Origin of the sequence: Sorangium sp. So ce448 (assembly GCF_051520915.1) — a bacterium.
In the GTDB taxonomy this organism is placed as follows: domain Bacteria; phylum Myxococcota_A; class Polyangia; order Polyangiales; family Polyangiaceae; genus Sorangium; species Sorangium cellulosum_B.
In genome coordinates this window covers 6,210,303-6,227,375 of the sequence record NZ_CP150343.1, presented here as the reverse complement: position 1 = coordinate 6,227,375, position 17,073 = coordinate 6,210,303, and the positions used below count along the sequence as shown (strand labels likewise).

Sequence of the window (17,073 nt, the reverse complement as noted above, 5' to 3'; positions counted from 1 at the left end):
GAGGTGTCGATGGACGAAAGCAGAAGCACCTGGCGCGATCGAGTGACGCGCTGGCACAAGAGCGGGCACTCAGCCCGCGTGTTCGCGGAGCAGGAGGGCGTCAACGCCGGGACGCTCTACTCCTGGAGCCGCCGACTGGGGATGAAGCGGAGCGAGTGCCGGCAGCGCCCAGACGCGGCGAAGCTGCCTTCATTCCTCCCGGTGGTGGTAGCCTCCCCGGAGGCGACGGCGCTCTCCTCGGGCGCACCGCTTGAGGTCGTCCTGCCCGTATCCGTTCGGCGACCTGCATGCTGTCCTGAGGCCCAAACGCTGCGTAAAACCCTGCGCCGGAGGTGTCGATGGACGAAAGCAGAAGCACCTGGCGCGATCGAGTGACGCGCTGGCACAAGAGCGGGCACTCAGCCCGCGTGTTCGCGGAGCAGGAGGGCGTCAACGCCGGGACGCTCTACTCCTGGAGCCGCCGACTGGGGATGAAGCGGAGCGAGTGCCGGCAGCGCCCAGACGCGGCGAAGCTGCCTTCATTCCTCCCGGTGGTGGTAGCCTCCCCGGAGGCGACGGCGCTCTCCTCGGGCGCACCGCTTGAGGTCGTCCTGCCCGACGGCGCGGTCGTCCGCGTCCCGCCGTCGTTCGACGAGGTTACGCTGGCGCGCGTTGTTCGTGCGCTCGGGGGGGCGCGATGATCCCTGGCCGCGTCTCGATCTACGTTGCCACCGAGCCGCTCGATCTGCGGCGCTCGTTCGATGGTCTCGCTGCCGTCGTGCGCGAGGTGCTGCGACAGGACCCGCTCTCCGGAGCCCTGTTCCTCTTTTTCAACCGGGCGGCCGACCGCTGCAAGGCCCTTTGGTGGGACCGCAGCGGGTACTGTCTACTTTACAAAAGGCTTGAGCGCGGGGCATTCCGAGCCCCGCGTGCCGTCACTCCGGGAGCCACGAGCGTCATCATCGACGCCGCCGAGCTCGCGAAGATCCTTGAAGGCATCGCCCTTGCGCCTTCGAAGTTGCGGAGAGCGGTCCCGTTCGCCGAGACCGCATCGCCTCCGGCGCTCTGATCCCACCTGACAGCTTCGCACGCTCCCGGGTAGCACCCACGGTTGCATTGCATCGAGCGGCGGAAATTTTCCTCAACAAGCCCCTTCAAAAAGCAGGAGCTCACGAGTACTTACAGCGCCGTGAGCAAGCCGGTCGAAGAGCAGATTCGCGAGCTCAAGGACAAGCTCGCACGCGCTGCCCACGAGCGGGACGAGTACCGCAAGCTCTACGAGCTCGCCAGCATCGAGCTGGAGCGGTTTCGCCGGCACATCTTCGGCCAGAAGGCCGAGCACGTCGACCCAGCGCAGATGCAGCTCGCCTTCGACGCGATCTTGCAGATGCTCGCGGGCGCCGGTGCGCAGCCGGACGCGGGCGCGACCGGCTCGCCAGACGGGCGCGATGGCGCGGCGCCGAACGGCTCCTCCGGAAGCGGGGACAAGGGGCGTCAAGCCCGCCCGCACGGGCGGCAACGCCTGCCCGAGCATCTGCCGGTCGAGCGGATCGAGCTGTTGCCGCCGGAGGCGCAGGACGAGCGCGCAACCGCGCTTGTCCGCATCGGCGAGGAGGTATCGGAGACGCTCGAGTGGCGGCCCGCGAGCTTCGTGCGGCTGCAGATCGTGAGGCCGAAGTTCGCGGTCAAAGGTGAGCCCGAGCAAGGCATCACGATCGCCGACGTCCCCGACAGCCCTGTTCCGCGCAGCCTCGCCGGTCCGGGTTTGCTCGCGCACGTGCTGGTGAGCAAGTACGCGGATCACTTGCCGCTTCACCGGCTGGAGAAGATGTTCGAGCGCTGGGGCCTTCACCTCTCGCGCTCGACGCTGTGCGGCTGGGTCGAATCGTGCGCCAACAAGCTCGCGATCCTTGTCGGGGCGATGGCCAAGGACGCCCTGAACGCGCACTGTATCGCCATCGATGCCACCGGCGTGCTCGTGCAAGCAAAGGACAAGTGCCGGCGGGGCCACTTCTGGGTCTTGGTGGCGGACCGAGAGCACGTCCTGTTCCGATTCACGCCGCACCACAACCAGGATGGCCCGAAGGAGTTCCTTCGCGGCTACAAGGGCTATGTCCAGGCCGACGCCTCGAATGTCTACGAGCAGCTCTTCCGCACCGAGCAGGTGACCGAGGTCGGTTGCTGGGCGCATTGCCGGCGGAAGTTCTTCGAGGCGATGACCTCCGACCGGGAGCGCGCGACGGTAGCCATCGGCTTCATTCGCAAGCTCTACGCGATCGACAAGGCGACGAAGGAGCTGCCTCCGAGCCGTCGAACCGAGCAGCGCCGAACGGATGCCGAGCCCGTGCTCGTGGCCTTCCGCGTGTGGCTTGAGACAGAGGACCTGCTCGTCCTGCCGAGGAGCCCCATCGCTGGCGCCATCGGCTATGCGCTCAACCAATGGACCGCGCTCAATCGCTTCCTCGAGGATGGTCGGCTCCGCCTGGACAACAACCGGAGCGAGCTTGAGCTCCGCCGTGAGGCCGTGGGCAGGAAGAACTGGATCTTCGTGGGCAGCAAGGACGGTGCCGAGTGGAACGCCACCATCGTGTCGCTCATCGCCTCCTGTGCGCTGCACGGTATCGAGCCCTGGGCCTACTTGCGCGACGTGCTGATCCTGCTGCCCACCTGGCCGCCTGAGCGGATCATCGAGCTCGCTCCCAAGTCCTGGAAGCAGACCCTCGAGAACGCCGACGCTCGGCAGCGGCTCGCGGCCAGTCCGTGGCCCCGGGCGCCGGCCGCGGCGCCCAGCTGATCGCAGCTCAGCGTCGCCGTCCGATGTGGCGGGCACGGACGCCACCTTGCCGCCCGCCGGGCGCGCCGCTCGCCGGCTTTGGCGCGCTGGCGACGCCTCGTCGATGCTCGCGCGGTCGACGCGTGGCTTCCGGCGCCTTGTCGACGACTCGGCCGAGGCATCGGTGGCACGTGGCTTCGCCGCGGCGCGCTTGCGGGCGACGTGCACGCGGGCGGCGACCTCGGCGTCGACCGCCGCTTCCTCCGCTCGCTGCTGGGTCCAGCCACCCTTCCTCGCAGGCCGCTCTTGCTCTCGCATCGCGCCGCGAATCTACGGCGACGGCGCGCACCACGCGAGGATGGGGTCTACAGAACGCATACTCCTGCCCGACGGCGCGGTCGTCCGCGTCCCGCCGTCGTTCGACGAGGTTACGCTGGCGCGCGTTGTTCGTGCGCTCGGGGGGGCGCGATGATCCCTGGCCGCGTCTCGATCTACGTTGCCACCGAGCCGCTCGATCTGCGGCGCTCGTTCGATGGTCTCGCTGCCGTCGTGCGCGAGGTGCTGCGACAGGACCCGCTCTCCGGAGCCCTGTTCCTCTTTTTCAACCGGGCGGCCGACCGCTGCAAGGCCCTTTGGTGGGACCGCAGCGGGTACTGTCTACTTTACAAAAGGCTTGAGCGCGGGGCATTCCGAGCCCCGCGTGCCGTCACTCCGGGAGCCACGAGCGTCATCATCGACGCCGCCGAGCTCGCGAAGATCCTTGAAGGCATCGCCCTTGCGCCTTCGAAGTTGCGGAGAGCGGTCCCGTTCGCCGAGACCGCATCGCCTCCGGCGCTCTGATCCCACCTGACAGCTTCGCACGCTCCCGGGTAGCACCCACGGTTGCATTGCATCGAGCGGCGGAAATTTTCCTCAACAAGCCCCTTCAAAAAGCAGGAGCTCACGAGTACTTACAGCGCCGTGAGCAAGCCGGTCGAAGAGCAGATTCGCGAGCTCAAGGACAAGCTCGCACGCGCTGCCCACGAGCGGGACGAGTACCGCAAGCTCTACGAGCTCGCCAGCATCGAGCTGGAGCGGTTTCGCCGGCACATCTTCGGCCAGAAGGCCGAGCACGTCGACCCAGCGCAGATGCAGCTCGCCTTCGACGCGATCTTGCAGATGCTCGCGGGCGCCGGTGCGCAGCCGGACGCGGGCGCGACCGGCTCGCCAGACGGGCGCGATGGCGCGGCGCCGAACGGCTCCTCCGGAAGCGGGGACAAGGGGCGTCAAGCCCGCCCGCACGGGCGGCAACGCCTGCCCGAGCATCTGCCGGTCGAGCGGATCGAGCTGTTGCCGCCGGAGGCGCAGGACGAGCGCGCAACCGCGCTTGTCCGCATCGGCGAGGAGGTATCGGAGACGCTCGAGTGGCGGCCCGCGAGCTTCGTGCGGCTGCAGATCGTGAGGCCGAAGTTCGCGGTCAAAGGTGAGCCCGAGCAAGGCATCACGATCGCCGACGTCCCCGACAGCCCTGTTCCGCGCAGCCTCGCCGGTCCGGGTTTGCTCGCGCACGTGCTGGTGAGCAAGTACGCGGATCACTTGCCGCTTCACCGGCTGGAGAAGATGTTCGAGCGCTGGGGCCTTCACCTCTCGCGCTCGACGCTGTGCGGCTGGGTCGAATCGTGCGCCAACAAGCTCGCGATCCTTGTCGGGGCGATGGCCAAGGACGCCCTGAACGCGCACTGTATCGCCATCGATGCCACCGGCGTGCTCGTGCAAGCAAAGGACAAGTGCCGGCGGGGCCACTTCTGGGTCTTGGTGGCGGACCGAGAGCACGTCCTGTTCCGATTCACGCCGCACCACAACCAGGATGGCCCGAAGGAGTTCCTTCGCGGCTACAAGGGCTATGTCCAGGCCGACGCCTCGAATGTCTACGAGCAGCTCTTCCGCACCGAGCAGGTGACCGAGGTCGGTTGCTGGGCGCATTGCCGGCGGAAGTTCTTCGAGGCGATGACCTCCGACCGGGAGCGCGCGACGGTAGCCATCGGCTTCATTCGCAAGCTCTACGCGATCGACAAGGCGACGAAGGAGCTGCCTCCGAGCCGTCGAACCGAGCAGCGCCGAACGGATGCCGAGCCCGTGCTCGTGGCCTTCCGCGTGTGGCTTGAGACAGAGGACCTGCTCGTCCTGCCGAGGAGCCCCATCGCTGGCGCCATCGGCTATGCGCTCAACCAATGGACCGCGCTCAATCGCTTCCTCGAGGATGGTCGGCTCCGCCTGGACAACAACCGGAGCGAGCTTGAGCTCCGCCGTGAGGCCGTGGGCAGGAAGAACTGGATCTTCGTGGGCAGCAAGGACGGTGCCGAGTGGAACGCCACCATCGTGTCGCTCATCGCCTCCTGTGCGCTGCACGGTATCGAGCCCTGGGCCTACTTGCGCGACGTGCTGATCCTGCTGCCCACCTGGCCGCCTGAGCGGATCATCGAGCTCGCTCCCAAGTCCTGGAAGCAGACCCTCGAGAACGCCGACGCTCGGCAGCGGCTCGCGGCCAGTCCGTGGCCCCGGGCGCCGGCCGCGGCGCCCAGCTGATCGCAGCTCAGCGTCGCCGTCCGATGTGGCGGGCACGGACGCCACCTTGCCGCCCGCCGGGCGCGCCGCTCGCCGGCTTTGGCGCGCTGGCGACGCCTCGTCGATGCTCGCGCGGTCGACGCGTGGCTTCCGGCGCCTTGTCGACGACTCGGCCGAGGCATCGGTGGCACGTGGCTTCGCCGCGGCGCGCTTGCGGGCGACGTGCACGCGGGCGGCGACCTCGGCGTCGACCGCCGCTTCCTCCGCTCGCTGCTGGGTCCAGCCACCCTTCCTCGCAGGCCGCTCTTGCTCTCGCATCGCGCCGCGAATCTACGGCGACGGCGCGCACCACGCGAGGATGGGGTCTACAGAACGCATACCGACGTAGCCGCTCCGCAGAGCGCGTTCCGAAGCGTGCTTGTGGAAGGCGGCCCCGTGCGTAGAGTCGCGGTGCGATGACGGAGCGACGGAGCGGGGACGCAGGCGTCGAAGTGCCGAGCCTGACGACGGCGGTGCTGAAGCTGTCTGCGCCGCACGTCGCGTGGCCAGGCCGCGAGGACGCCCCCGGCCGCGCGACCGGGCGCCCGCGTCGCGCGGCCGGGCAGCAGGAGCGCTCGGGAGCGACGGAGGCCGCCGGCGTGCGGCGCCGCAAGAGCGCCGCCCAGCCGTCCGCAGAGGAGGTGAGCGGACGGCGGCCGACGCGAGACGCGGACAAGCAGCGCCGAAGCGATGCGACCCGAAGGGGCCCCGCCAGGACGAGCTCGACGGCGGCCGGGCGAAGCGACGACAGCACCGGCTCGACGAGCCGACGCACCTCGGCGCGGAAAGGACGCGCGCCGGTCTCGGCCGCTCCGGACGCGACGAGCGCTGTGGGCGCGACGGAAGCGGGCGACGCGGCGCGATCAGCGGTCGCGGAAGGCGAGCCGCGAGCCGGTGATCCGAGCCAGGTCCAGGTACTTGAGCCGCCCCTCGGCGATGAGGCGTTGTCGCGTCGCGACCCAGTTCTTGGGACTCAGGTCGAGGATGCGACTGAGCGGATAGCTCGGAGCCACGGTCAGGATCTCCTGCAAGTAGAGCTCGGGGTCGAGCCCGTGCATCTGGCAGGTCGCGATGAGCGACGAGATGGCACAAGACCGGACAGCGTGCTCGTCGCTGCCGTGGAAGAGCCAGTTGCGCCGTCCCTTGACGACGCGGCGCAGTGCCCTCTCGGAGGCATTGTTGTGGATGGGGATCTCCCCGTTGGAGAGGAACTCGCAGAGCGCCTCCCTCTGGTTGTGCAGATAGACCAGCCCTTCGCGCAACGGCGAATGCTCCGGGACGACCTGCCGCTGCGCCTCGACCCAGGCGAAGAGCTTCTCAATCAGCGGTGCGGACTTGCGCTGCCGGATCTCGAGGCGCTCGTCCGGGCTGCACAGGGCGCATTCCTCCTCGACGCGGAAGAGCGCCTGGAGGGTCTGGAGCGCGAACGCCGCCTCCTTGCCCGCCCCGGCCTTGAACGCCTTGAAGAAGCGCCTTCGTGCATGGCTCCAGCAGCCGGCCTCACGCGCCTTGCCCGGCCCGAACAGCACGTTGTGGTTGGCCGAGGCATCGGCGACGAGCGTCCCCTGGTAGCCGCCGAAGAGCTTCGCGACGGTGGGCCCGTCGTACGTCGGCGTATAGCGGAACAGCACCCCATCGCCCGGCGCGACCAGGACGAAGACATGCCCATAGCGGTGCTTGTCCTTGGCCCGGATGGCGGTGCCCGTCGCATCCATGGCGAACCACGACCTCGAGAGCGCGTCGCTCCAGATAGCATCGGCGATGCGCATCGCGATGCCACCACAATCGTACTGCCAGCGGGTCATGTTGCCGCGGCCGATGCGGAAGCCGTGGCGATCCGACTCCACCTCTTGCCGGTAGTAGGGCGTGTGGTAGTCGAGCTTGTGGACGAACAGGTGGGCCAAGAGGCTCGGATCGGCAAGGCACCTGTCGATCGGGCGCTCCGGCAGCGACGCGATCTTCACCGGTCCGCTGTCCTCCGCAGCGTCCGACTCGGGCGTGTAGCGTACAAGGACGCCGTCGACGAAGGGGCTTTGCTTGAAGGACGTGTCCGCGGGGATCCCCAGGAGCTCGTGCTCCCGCACGACGAGCGGCTCGCCGCGCTCGTGATTCAAGGCCGGCCCGGCGGCTGGCGAAGGAGCCGGCGCCTCTTCAGCTGCGCTGCTCGCCGCCGGCGCCTCCGCCTTGGCCACGTACTTGAGGCGACGCGTGACGAGCTCGAGGAGGCCGCCACGCCGGTAGCCGATGCTCGAGCTGTCTTCGGCGCCCACACGCTCGAAGCGCTCGAGGCCTTTGAGCAGCACCTCCTGCGGCAGCGACTCGATGATCACCCTCGGAATGACACCGATGCGGCGGCGCCCGTGCTCGTGGCGCTTGACTGGCTTGCCACCTCCGGGATCGGAGCCGGAGGAGGATTCTGCCGTCCCCGAGTGCTCCGGTGGGCTCGCAGAGCCCGGCGGCGGGCCGCTGGCCTCGCCCGGGTCCACTTCGGGCGCGGCGTCGACGCTCTCGGCCTGCGACGAAGTCGGAGCCGGACAGGCATCTGGCTCTCCGGCCAGCGAAAGCCGCAGCTGGTCAGGCGAGACCTGCTCGGAGACGTGGCGCCGGAATCCGATCTCCAGGGTCCGAATCGTCTCCTGCAGCTGTTGATTGTACGCCTTGAGCGACGCGACGGTGCGAGCGAGCTCTTGGGCCTGCTGCTCCGCCGTCGAGAGCTCGGCCAGCCTCGCCTCGAGCTCCTGCACCCGCCGGAGCAGCGCGTCGACCACCGACGCGGGGCCGGCGGGGCTCCCCTGTCCTTGTCCCCTGGCCTGGAGATAGCCGAGCACGAGCGCCGCGCCGTCAAGGCGCTCTGCCTCCGTCGACTGCGGCAGCGCGGTCTCACCGGGGCGTGTCGTCGAGGTCAAGGCGCGCCATGGATGCCCCCTGCGCTTGCTCTTGACAAGTACCTTATGCAGAGAAAATTCGCTGTTTTCGATGAGAATTTCTCGTCGAAGGCGGGAATGCAGGACCGCCATGGTGCGCCATCGGCGGCGCGCGCTCGCGAGGTCTTCGGGCGCGATGCAGCGCGCGCCCTGCTCCATCTCCGCATCCGGCTGCGCCGGCCGCCATCGGGCCGCGCTGGCGCCGGCAGCGCGGTGAACGAGCGCCGGCGCAGACGCCTCAGTGGACCAGCCGGCGGCGGCTTGCCAGCTCTTCTACAGGCAGACCGGCGAGCAGCTGCGCGAAGTCCTGTGCTGACAGCTCGATACACCTGCCGTCGGCCTCGGTGAACGAAGGCAGAGCAAATGCACCCTTCGAGAGACGCTTATACAAGATCGTGTATCCATTGCGATCCCACCAAAGGGCTTTGAGCCGGTTACGCCTCCTGTTGAGGAACAAGAACAGCGCGCCGCTGGCCGGGTCCAGGCACAGCACTTGCCGGGTGATCGCGGCGAGCCGGTCGAACGCACCACGCAAGTCCACTGGACCGACCGCCAGATAGACGGCTATCGTCGCGGGGGTCACCGTCCCCTCCGCAACGCTTCGAGCGCTTCCACGAGCTCGCGCGCGCCTATCCCACATACCTGCATCCGCGTCCCGTCGGCAAACGCGACGTTGAGCCGCAAAGGCGGCGCCTCGCGGCGCTCGGGGCGCACCACGACGGGTAGGAACGGAATCTGCTGAGCCGCCTTGGGGGCTCTTGGCGACGCCCCCTCGTCTGCGCGCTCACCGTCAGCCACCCATCGGTCGGCAGTCATCTTGTGGACACCGAGCTCCGTGGCGATCTCGGTCGGTGTTGCCCCCGAGCGGGAGCGCGCCTTGGCGTAGGCCTCGGCTCGCTCCCGCAGCTCGCTCGGGAATTTCCCACGGCTCTTCTGCTCTCGATACCTCGACAGCTCTGCACGCAGCTGTACCAGCTCCCTGCTTCCTGGCATCGCTCGCTCCTCTTCGCTCGGCGAGGGCACGGCCCTCATCTGGCGTCGCGTAGCGTGTAACCGAATCTGGCCAGGGGAAAGACGCGGTCTGCGGAGCGGCTACGTGTCGACGCGGTCTACCAGCGCACGATGGCCGAGCTCCGGGCGCGAGGCAGCGTGTTCTGGCTCGTGTTCGCCCCGCTTACCAGGGACGCCACCGCCGCCGCGATGCGTGAGGTCGTCGCGGAGATCTCCGCGCGGGCGGCGACCGTCGAGGAACGGATCGAGCTATACACAGCGCTCCTGGTCATGGCCGCCATCGACCCCTGGGGGCACAACTTGCGGAAGGAGCTCGTCATGCTGATGGAGGACAGGGAGACGGAGAAGAAGCTGCTCCGGACCATACCGATCATCGAAGAAATGCTCGCCGAGGCCGAACAGGAGGGCGCCAAGGTGGCCGCGCAGGAGGCCGCGCGGGCGGGGGCGCAGGCCGGGGCGCAGAAGGCCATCGCCGAGCTCCTCGGCCGCCTCTTCGCGCGGCGAGTCGGGCGCCAGCCGACCGCCGAGGAGGAGCGCTCGATCGTCGAGCGCGCACAGGCGATGGGGCCGGGCGAGGTCGAGGACGCCTTGCTCGATCTCGACACCGATGCGCTGGTCCGCTGGCTCGCCGAGCCGATCCGCCGCTGACCCGAGCGCGATCCTGACGGCGACGCCGCTCCGGGAGGAGATCCGTCGCCCGCAGCCCGTCACCCGTCGCGGCGCCGCGGGCCGCTCGCTCTCCTCCCGCCGCCGCGGCGTGAGCGCCCCAGCGCGTGGTGGAGCCCGCTCTGGAGCGAGCTCAGCGTGACGATCTCCCGGAGGTCGATGCCGATGCCCACCATCGTCTGCGCCACCTCGGGGCCGACGCCGGTGAGGATGACCTCCGCGCCGAGCAGCTTGACCGCCTGGGCCGCCCTGATCAGCGAGTCCGCGATCTCGGCGTCGACCACCGCCACGCCGGTGACGTCGAGGATGACCGTGGCCGCGCGCTGCGCCACCACCCCCTGCAGCAAGCGCTCCAGCAGCTGCTCGATGCGCACCCGGTCGAGCCGCCCGACGAGGGGCATCACCAGGATCCCCGCGTCGAGCGGGATGAGCGGCGTCGAGAGCTCCCGGATGGTCGCCTCCTGCGCGTCGATCATCTGCGCTTGAAGCGCCGCGCGCTCCGCCTCGGCCCGCCGGAGCTCGGTCACGTCGTAGCCCTCGGCGATCAGGAGGACGCTCTGGCCCAGCGTGTCGAGGATCGGCTTCATCTTGAGGTCGAGCGTCGCCACGCGCCCGCCGGGCCCGTGGATCTTCACCTCGCACGACGACGGCTCGCCCGAAGCTGCCCGGCGGACGCACTCCCTGATCCGCTCCCCAGCGCTCGCTCCGCCGACCCAGAACGGCGCCTGCCAGAGCGGCCCGCCGCGCGCTTCGCCCGGCCGCGCCCCGGTGAAATCGGCCATCGTCCGGTTGCACTCGATCAGGTCCCCGTGCGGGGTGAGCAGGCCGATGAACATCGACGTCTCGTCGAAGATCGCCCGGAACTTCTGCTCGCTCTCGCGCAGCGCCTGCTCGCGCTTCAGCTGCTCCGTGAGGGGGCGCGAGAAGGCCGAGAAGAACTGCTCATCACCGCTCTGGACGAGGTGAGAGCTCACCTCGACGTCGATCAGGTGGCCGTCCTTGTGACGGTGCCTCGCGAGGAAGCGGAGCGACCCCCTGGCCTTGATCTCCTCGATGACCATGACGACCTCGTGCGTCGGCCGCGGGTCGATCTCGCCGATGTTCATCGTCAGGAGCTCGCTCCGGTCGTAACCCACGATGCCGGCGAAGGATGGATTGCAGTCGAGGATCTCGCCGTTCATCCCGACGACGTGGAACCCCTCGCCGGCCGCCTGCAGGATCAGCCGCGTCCGTTCCTCCTGGCGCCGCAGCTGCTCATGGAGCCTGTCGATCTCCTTGCGCAATCCGGCGTTCTCCACCCGGAGCCGCTCGATGCCGTCCTGATCCGTCTCCACGTTCGCTCTTCCTTCCATCCTGCCGGCCGCCCCCTCCCACCCCGCGGAGGAGCCGCTCGCCCCTCCCGCGCGTCTCCAACGAACAAGGAAGATAGCCGATCCCGGCGTCACGCCGCGCGCTCGTCGGCTGCCCGGGCGCGTCGGGCGCGCTCGACCGGAGCGGACGAGCTCGACGCACTTCCGCGCGGTTCACGGCGTGCCACGACGTGTCGCCGCGGCGTTGCGCCCATGACATCAGCGCGGGACGCGCCTGCGCGATACGAGCACTCGCCCTCGACCTCAGGCCCTCGGCCGGCGCCGGAGCGCGATCGTGCGATGACTCCTCTTGCCCCTGACGCTGCCCCTGACGCTGCCCTTGACGCTGCCCCTGACGCCCACGATGAGCCTCTCCCCGGGGCGCGATCCCGTCCGGGCGCGGGCGCCGTCGCGCTGAGGTGGCTCGGGGTCGCCGTCGCGGCGGCGGCGCTCTGGAGCACGCTGCGCGGCGCGGATCTCCCGAGCGTCGCGGCGCTCATCGCCTCCGTGGGAGCTCCGATGATGGCGCTCGCCCTCGTCCCCAACCTCGTCGCGCGGCTCTTCCAGGCCGAGGCGAGCCGGCGCGTCTTTGGTACGCGCACGCGCACGCGCACGCGCAACCCCGCGTCCGGCCGCCACGCGCCGTTCTCCCGGTATCTCGCGCTCACGCTGTCGACCGAGGCGCTCACCATGAGCGTCCCCGCCGGCGCCGCCCTCTCCGAGTCGGTCACGTTCTATCTGCTGCACCGGTGGTGCGGGATCCCGGGGCCGCAGGCCGTCGCCGGCATCGCGGCGCGCAGGGCGCTGATCGTCCTCGCGAACGCGGCGTATGTCGCGATCGCCCTCGCGCTCGGCTCTGGCCACCTGGAGCGCGCCTCGCGACCCCTGATCGGCGGGCCGGGGCTCCCGTGGCTCGTGGTCCTCTCGGGGCTCGGCCTGCTCGCCGTGGCGCTCGCGCTCGGGGGCGCGCTCCTCTCGGGCACGGTCGCGTCGCGGGTCTTCGCGTGGCTCAAGCGCCTGCCCGGCCAGCGCGTGAAGGCCTATATCGAGGCGAGAGAGGCAACCTTCTCCGCGACCGACCGGCACGCGGCCGCGCTCGGGGAGCGTCGCTCGGCGCTCGCGGCGGCGGCGCTGCTGCTGCTCGGGATGTGGCTCGCCGAGGGGGCCGAGACGTACTTCTTCCTCCGGCTCCTCGGGGTCGACGTCTCGCTGTCCGAGGTCCTCTCGTTCGAGGTCGTCCTCGCGCTCCTCCGCGCCGCCGCCTTCATGGTGCCTGCCGGGCTCGGCGTGCAGGACGCCGGCTATGTCGCCTTCCTGACCGCCCTCGGCGTGCCCGCCGCCGCCACGGTGGGCGCCGCCTTCGTCCTCGTCAAGCGCGCCAAGGAGCTCGTGTGGATAGCGCTCGGCCTTCTCGTGTTCTTCGGCGGCCGGGCGGCATTCTGCCCGGCGCCCGCCCCCATGACGGGGAGCGATGCGACGAGAGGATGAGACGGTGTGGTGACGAGGTGACGAGGCCGTCGCTGCGCCGCAAGAGCACCACATGGGGCGCGCAGTGAGGCAATTTGCCACACATCTGACGTCCGCCCACCGCTGAAATTCCGGGGATTTTGGCCCCTGGGCAGGCGCTCGCCAGCGGCCCCAGCCTGGGCACGCTTGCTGCCGTCGAGGTCGGTCATGTCGACCGAGCGCGAGGTGCGCGACGCCCCGAAGACAAGAACCCGCACAGTCCGGCCAGAGGTGGCGCCTTACGTCGTAGGAATCGGCGCTTCGGCGGGGGGGCTCGAGGCGCTCGAGCACTTCTTCGAGAACATCCCGAAGGAGAGCGGGATGGCCTTCGTCGTGGTCCAGCATCTGTCGCCGGACTTCAAGAGCCTGATGGACGAGATCCTCGGGCGCCGCACCGAGCTGCCCATTCACCTCGTCGAGAACGGCATGCTGGTCGAGCCCGACCACGTCTACCTGATCCCGCCGAAGAAGGAGATGATCATCTCCGGCGACCGCCTCCTCCTCAGCGAGCGGGATCGCGACCAGGAGCTCGCGCTGCCCATCGACGTGTTCTTTCGATCCCTCGCGCAGGACTGCGGCCCGCGGGCGATCGCCGTGGTCCTCTCCGGGGGCGGCAGCGATGGCTCACGGGGGATCCGCGCGGTCCACGACGCGGGCGGGCTGGTCGTCGTGCAGGACGTCGACAGCGCGCAGTTCGACGGGATGCCGAAGACCGCGAGAGACGCCGGTGTGGCCGACTGCGTCCTGCCACCCCAGGACATGCCGCGCGTCCTCCTCGAGCACGTGAGGTCCAAGGGGCACCGGCCGGAGCGGGACGCGGCCAGTGTCGATCAGGGGATGAGCGCGGTCTACAGGATGCTCGAGGAGCAGTTCGGCATCGATTTCACGCACTACAAACCGAGCACCGTCACACGGCGCATCGAGCGACGGATCCAGCTCGCGCATACGGACGATGTCGAACAGTACGTCAAGCGCCTGAAGAGCAAGTCGAGCGAGCTCGACGTGCTCTACCGTGATCTCCTGATCGGCGTGACGCGCTTCTTCCGGAACGAGGAGGCGTTCGGCATCCTCGAGCGCTCGGTGCTCCCGGATCTCCTGCGCGCGGGACCGCGGGACGCCCCGTTCCGCGTGTGGGTCGCCGGCTGCGCGACGGGCGAAGAGGTCTATTCGCTCGCCATCCTCCTCCACGAGCTCACATCCCGGACCGGCCACCGCCCGTTCAAGGTCTTCGCGACCGACGTGCACCATGGATCGCTCGAGATCGCGACGCGCGGGCTCTACGAGGAAGAGGCGGTGATGAACGTCTCGCCAGAGCGGCTCGAGCGGCATTTCATCCGGCGCGGACGCAGCTACCAGGTGGTCCCGGATCTCCGCCAGGTGGTGGTCTTCGCGCACCACAACGTGATCAAGGACGCGCCGTTCACGCGCGTCGACTTCATCAGCTGCCGCAACATGCTCATCTACCTTCAGCCGCCGGTGCAGCAGAAGGTCCTGAGCCTCTTTCACTTCGCGCTCAACCGCGGGGGCGTTGTCTTCCTCGGGCCCAGCGAGACGCCGGGGCACCTCGCGCACGACTTCGAGATCGTCGACAAGCAATGGCGGATCTACCGGAAGTACAGCGACCGGCGGATGCAGGTCGAGCCCCGCTTCCAGCCGGTATCGCCGAAGCCCCGGAGCGCCCCGCGCTCGGGGATCACCGCGCCCGTCGCGCGACACCCGGCGTCGCACCTGCTCGGGACCTACGACGCGCTGCTCGACGAGTTCATGCCTCCGAGCCTCCTCGTCAATGACACAGGGGAGCTCGTCCACGCGTTCGGCGGCGCGAGCCGGTTCCTCAAGGTCAAGGACGGCAGACAGGGGCTCGACGCCTTCGAGATGCTGGACTGCGACCTCAAGATGGTGCTCACGGGGGGCCTCCGGCGCGTCATCAAGGAGCGCACGGCGATCGTGTTCAAGGGGGTTCAAGCGGAGGGCGGCACCTACAAGATCACGATGCGCCGGGTCGAGAGCCGACGAGGCACCTTGCCCCACGTCCTCATCACCTTCGAGGCGATCGACGGGGCGCCGCGGCGGGCGGCGGTGCCGGAGATCGAGATCGACCTGGACGACGTATCGCGCGAGCAGCTCGGCGCGCTCGAGGCGGAGCTCGGTCACACGAAGCAGACCTTGCAGGCGATGACAGAGCAGCTCGAGGCGAGCAACGAGGAGCTGCAGGCGGCGAACGAGGAGCTCCTCGCTTCCAACGAGGAGCTGCAGAGCACGAACGAGGAGCTGCAGAGCGTCAACGAGGAGCTCTACTCGGTGAACGCGGAGTACCAGCGGAAGATCGCCGATCTCACCGAGCTCGGAAACGACATGGAGAACCTCCTGTCGAGCACGGACATTGGCACCATCTTCCTCGACAGGGAGCTCAAGATCAGGAAATTCACGCCGCAGATCGCGGAGAGCTTCAACCTGCTCTTGCAGGACGTCGGCAGGCCGATCGAGACGTTCACGTATGCGGTCGACCACCCGGAGCTCACCGCGGATCTCAAGCGCGTGCTCGCGACGGGGGAGCGCGTGGAGCGCGAGCTGCGCGACCGGCATGGTCGCTCGTTCTTCCTTCGCGTCCTCCCCTACCGCGCCAAGGGCACCATCGCGGGGGTCGTGCTCACGCTCATCGACGTGAGCGGCCTGAAAGCGGCGGAGGACGCGCTCTTCCACGAGCGCTATCTCCTGAACAGCCTGCTCCGCAGCGTGCCCGACGCGATCTATTTCAAGGACGCGCGCGGCCGGTTCATTCGCACGAACCACGCCATGGCCGAGCGCCTCGGCCTCTCCGATCCAGGCGAGGCGGCGGGGAAGACCGGCTTCGAGCTGCCTGGGTACGAGGCGGCGCTCGCCGTTCACCAGGAGGACGAGGTGGTGCTGCGGACCGGTGAGGCGCAGCATTACAAGCTGGAGCAGCGCGTGCGGCAGGATGGCTTCGTGGAGTGGGACCTCGTAACGCGGCTCCCGCTCATCGATGCGGCGCGCCACATCGTCGGTATCATCGGGATCTTCCGGAGCGTCACCGCGCAGAAGCGATCCGAGGAACAGATCAAGGACGCTGTACGCAGGCGCGACGAGTTCCTCGCCATGCTGTCGCACGAGCTCCGCAACCCCCTTGGCGCGATCGTCCACGCCACGGCGCTGCTCAAGGAAGACTGCTCCGCGCCTTCCGGCGCGTCCGGGCTCGACGAGAAGGTCGTCCAGATCCTCGAGCGTCAGTCCGCGCAGATGGCGCGCCTGCTCGACGATCTGCTGGAGGCGAGCCGCGTCACGCAGAACAAGATCGAGCTTCGAAAGCGCGTGCTCGACCTCGGCACGGTGGTGAAGGACGCCGCCGACGCGGTGAAGAACCTCATGGACACCCGCGGCGTCGATTTCTCGGTCGTGGTCGATCAAGAGCCGATCTGGGTCGAGGGCGACCCTGCGCGGCTCCAGCAGGTTCACGTGAACCTGCTCAACAACGCCGCGAAGTACACGTCGCGAGGGGGGCACGTCACCCTGGAGGCCAAGCGCCTGGACGGACACGCGGTGGTCCGCGTGAAGGACGACGGCGTCGGGATCCCGAAGGACATGCTCGACACGGTGTTCGAGCTCTTCGTGCAATCGAGCCGCACCCTGGACCGATCGGCGGGAGGGCTCGGCGTGGGGCTCACCCTCGTCCGGGGCCTCGTTGAAAAGCACGGCGGCACCGTGAGCGCGCGGAGCGACGGGGAGGGCAAAGGGTGCGAGTTCGAGGTGCGGCTGCCGATCTCCGAGCCGTCATCCGAGCAGGAGGCGACGCGCGGCGCTCTCCTCGCGAACTTCCCCAGGAGATCGCGGGTCGTCGTCGTGGAGGACAACGACGACGGCCGCGAGGCGCTCTGCGCGCTCCTGGCGCGCGCCGGGTTCGAGTGTCATTCGGCGTCTCACGGGATCTCGGGGATCGAGCTCATGGACGAGGTGCTCCCGCACGTGGCCATCGTGGACATCGGGCTGCCGGGGATCGACGGCCTCGAGTTCGCGCGCCGCGTCCGGGAGAAACCCCAGCACAAGAACGTCTACCTGATCGCGCTCACCGGCTACGGGCAGCAGGGCGACCGCGAGAGGGCGCGCGAGGCCGGGTTTGACGAGCACCTCGTGAAGCCCGTCGATCTCGGCACGCTCAAGCGGCTGCTCGCCGAAGGCGAGCCGGTGAGGGGCGAGAGCGGCGCCGGAAGCGCTCGCCCGACGGGCTCTTCCTGAGCGCCACGCCTCCTCACCGAGCGAGCAAGCT

The 17,073-nt window shown here is 69.1% G+C and carries 13 protein-coding genes; 9 read left to right on the top strand and 4 right to left on the bottom strand.

The window, feature by feature from the left end:
* Window positions 1-9 precede the first annotated feature (9 nt).
* The 6 genes from tnpA (WMF45_RS23450) (at window position 10) to tnpC (WMF45_RS23425) (ending at window position 5,317) form a co-directional block, all read left to right on the top strand.
* Window positions 10-375 (top strand): IS66 family insertion sequence element accessory protein TnpA, encoded by a 366-nt coding sequence (gene tnpA / locus WMF45_RS23450; RefSeq protein WP_437719570.1) that lies wholly within the window; start codon window positions 10-12, stop codon window positions 373-375.
* Window positions 339-680 carry an IS66 family insertion sequence element accessory protein TnpA gene (gene tnpA, locus WMF45_RS23445; protein WP_437709629.1) on the top strand — a complete coding sequence of 114 codons (342 nt, stop codon included), beginning with the start codon at window positions 339-341 and terminating at the stop codon, window positions 678-680. The genes tnpA (WMF45_RS23450) and tnpA (WMF45_RS23445) overlap by 37 nt, the downstream gene beginning before the upstream one ends.
* Window positions 677-1,048 carry an IS66 family insertion sequence element accessory protein TnpB gene (gene tnpB / locus WMF45_RS23440; protein ID WP_437709627.1) on the top strand — a complete coding sequence of 124 codons (372 nt, stop codon included), beginning with the start codon at window positions 677-679 and terminating at the stop codon, window positions 1,046-1,048. Before tnpA (WMF45_RS23445) ends, tnpB (WMF45_RS23440) begins: the two co-directional genes overlap by 4 nt.
* A 42-nt stretch (window positions 1,049-1,090) precedes the next feature.
* Window positions 1,091-2,773 (top strand): IS66 family transposase, encoded by a 1,683-nt coding sequence (tnpC, locus tag WMF45_RS23435; RefSeq protein WP_437709625.1) that lies wholly within the window; start codon window positions 1,091-1,093, stop codon window positions 2,771-2,773.
* Window positions 2,774-3,220: 447 nt separating this feature from the next.
* Window positions 3,221-3,592: an IS66 family insertion sequence element accessory protein TnpB gene (gene tnpB, locus WMF45_RS23430; RefSeq protein WP_437709627.1), complete on the top strand. Its 372-nt coding sequence runs from the start codon at window positions 3,221-3,223 to the stop codon at window positions 3,590-3,592.
* A gap of 42 nt (window positions 3,593-3,634) precedes the next feature.
* Window positions 3,635-5,317 (top strand): IS66 family transposase, encoded by a 1,683-nt coding sequence (gene tnpC / locus WMF45_RS23425; RefSeq protein WP_437709625.1) that lies wholly within the window; start codon window positions 3,635-3,637, stop codon window positions 5,315-5,317.
* An 881-nt stretch (window positions 5,318-6,198) separates the two neighbouring features.
* Here tnpC (WMF45_RS23425) and tnpC (WMF45_RS23420) read toward each other — a convergent pair.
* The 3 genes from tnpC (WMF45_RS23420) to WMF45_RS23410 form a co-directional block, all read right to left on the bottom strand.
* Window positions 6,199-8,241: an IS66 family transposase gene (gene tnpC, locus WMF45_RS23420; RefSeq protein ID WP_437709634.1), complete on the bottom strand. Its 2,043-nt coding sequence runs from the start codon at window positions 8,239-8,241 to the stop codon at window positions 6,199-6,201.
* Between the two features lie 256 nt (window positions 8,242-8,497).
* Entirely contained in the window at window positions 8,498-8,842 is a 345-nt protein-coding gene (gene tnpB / locus WMF45_RS23415; protein ID WP_165373740.1) for an IS66 family insertion sequence element accessory protein TnpB, read from the bottom strand.
* On the bottom strand, window positions 8,839-9,252 hold the full coding sequence (locus WMF45_RS23410) for a helix-turn-helix domain-containing protein (RefSeq protein WP_129572567.1): 414 nt from the start codon (window positions 9,250-9,252) through the stop codon (window positions 8,839-8,841). Before WMF45_RS23410 ends, tnpB (WMF45_RS23415) begins: the two co-directional genes overlap by 4 nt.
* A gap of 129 nt (window positions 9,253-9,381) precedes the next feature.
* Here WMF45_RS23410 and WMF45_RS23405 point away from each other — a divergent pair, with 129 nt between their 5' ends.
* The gene (locus tag WMF45_RS23405; protein WP_437719069.1) at window positions 9,382-9,918 is read left to right on the top strand and encodes a hypothetical protein; all 537 of its coding nucleotides are present in this window, start codon (window positions 9,382-9,384) and stop codon (window positions 9,916-9,918) included.
* Window positions 9,919-9,977: 59 nt separating this feature from the next.
* Here WMF45_RS23405 and WMF45_RS23400 read toward each other — a convergent pair whose 3' ends face one another.
* Entirely contained in the window at window positions 9,978-11,270 is a 1,293-nt protein-coding gene (locus WMF45_RS23400) for a PAS domain S-box protein (protein WP_437719068.1), read from the bottom strand.
* Between the two features lie 315 nt (window positions 11,271-11,585).
* Between WMF45_RS23400 and WMF45_RS23395 the strand changes: the two genes are divergently transcribed.
* Together WMF45_RS23395 and WMF45_RS23390 are read left to right on the top strand one after the other, a co-directional pair.
* Complete coding sequence (locus WMF45_RS23395; protein WP_437719067.1) at window positions 11,586-12,773, top strand: lysylphosphatidylglycerol synthase domain-containing protein; 1,188 nt, start codon at window positions 11,586-11,588, stop codon at window positions 12,771-12,773.
* Between the two features lie 186 nt (window positions 12,774-12,959).
* Complete coding sequence (locus WMF45_RS23390) at window positions 12,960-17,042, top strand: chemotaxis protein CheB (protein ID WP_437719066.1); 4,083 nt, start codon at window positions 12,960-12,962, stop codon at window positions 17,040-17,042.
* Window positions 17,043-17,073: the final 31 nt, after the last annotated feature.

Bases quoted from the DNA above. Each gene is read 5' to 3' on its own strand.
- tnpA (WP_437719570.1), top strand. From the start codon at position 10: ATGGACGAAAGCAGAAGCACCTGGCGCGATCGAGTGACGCGCTGGCAC.
- tnpA (WP_437709629.1), top strand. From the start codon at position 339: ATGGACGAAAGCAGAAGCACCTGGCGCGATCGAGTGACGCGCTGGCAC.
- tnpB (WP_437709627.1), top strand. From the start codon at position 677: ATGATCCCTGGCCGCGTCTCGATCTACGTTGCCACCGAGCCGCTCGAT.
- tnpB (WP_437709627.1), top strand. From the start codon at position 3,221: ATGATCCCTGGCCGCGTCTCGATCTACGTTGCCACCGAGCCGCTCGAT.
- WMF45_RS23410 (WP_129572567.1), bottom strand. From the start codon at position 9,252: ATGCCAGGAAGCAGGGAGCTGGTACAGCTGCGTGCAGAGCTGTCGAGG.
- WMF45_RS23405 (WP_437719069.1), top strand. From the start codon at position 9,382: ATGGCCGAGCTCCGGGCGCGAGGCAGCGTGTTCTGGCTCGTGTTCGCC.
- WMF45_RS23395 (WP_437719067.1), top strand. From the start codon at position 11,586: ATGACTCCTCTTGCCCCTGACGCTGCCCCTGACGCTGCCCTTGACGCT.
- WMF45_RS23390 (WP_437719066.1), top strand. From the start codon at position 12,960: ATGTCGACCGAGCGCGAGGTGCGCGACGCCCCGAAGACAAGAACCCGC.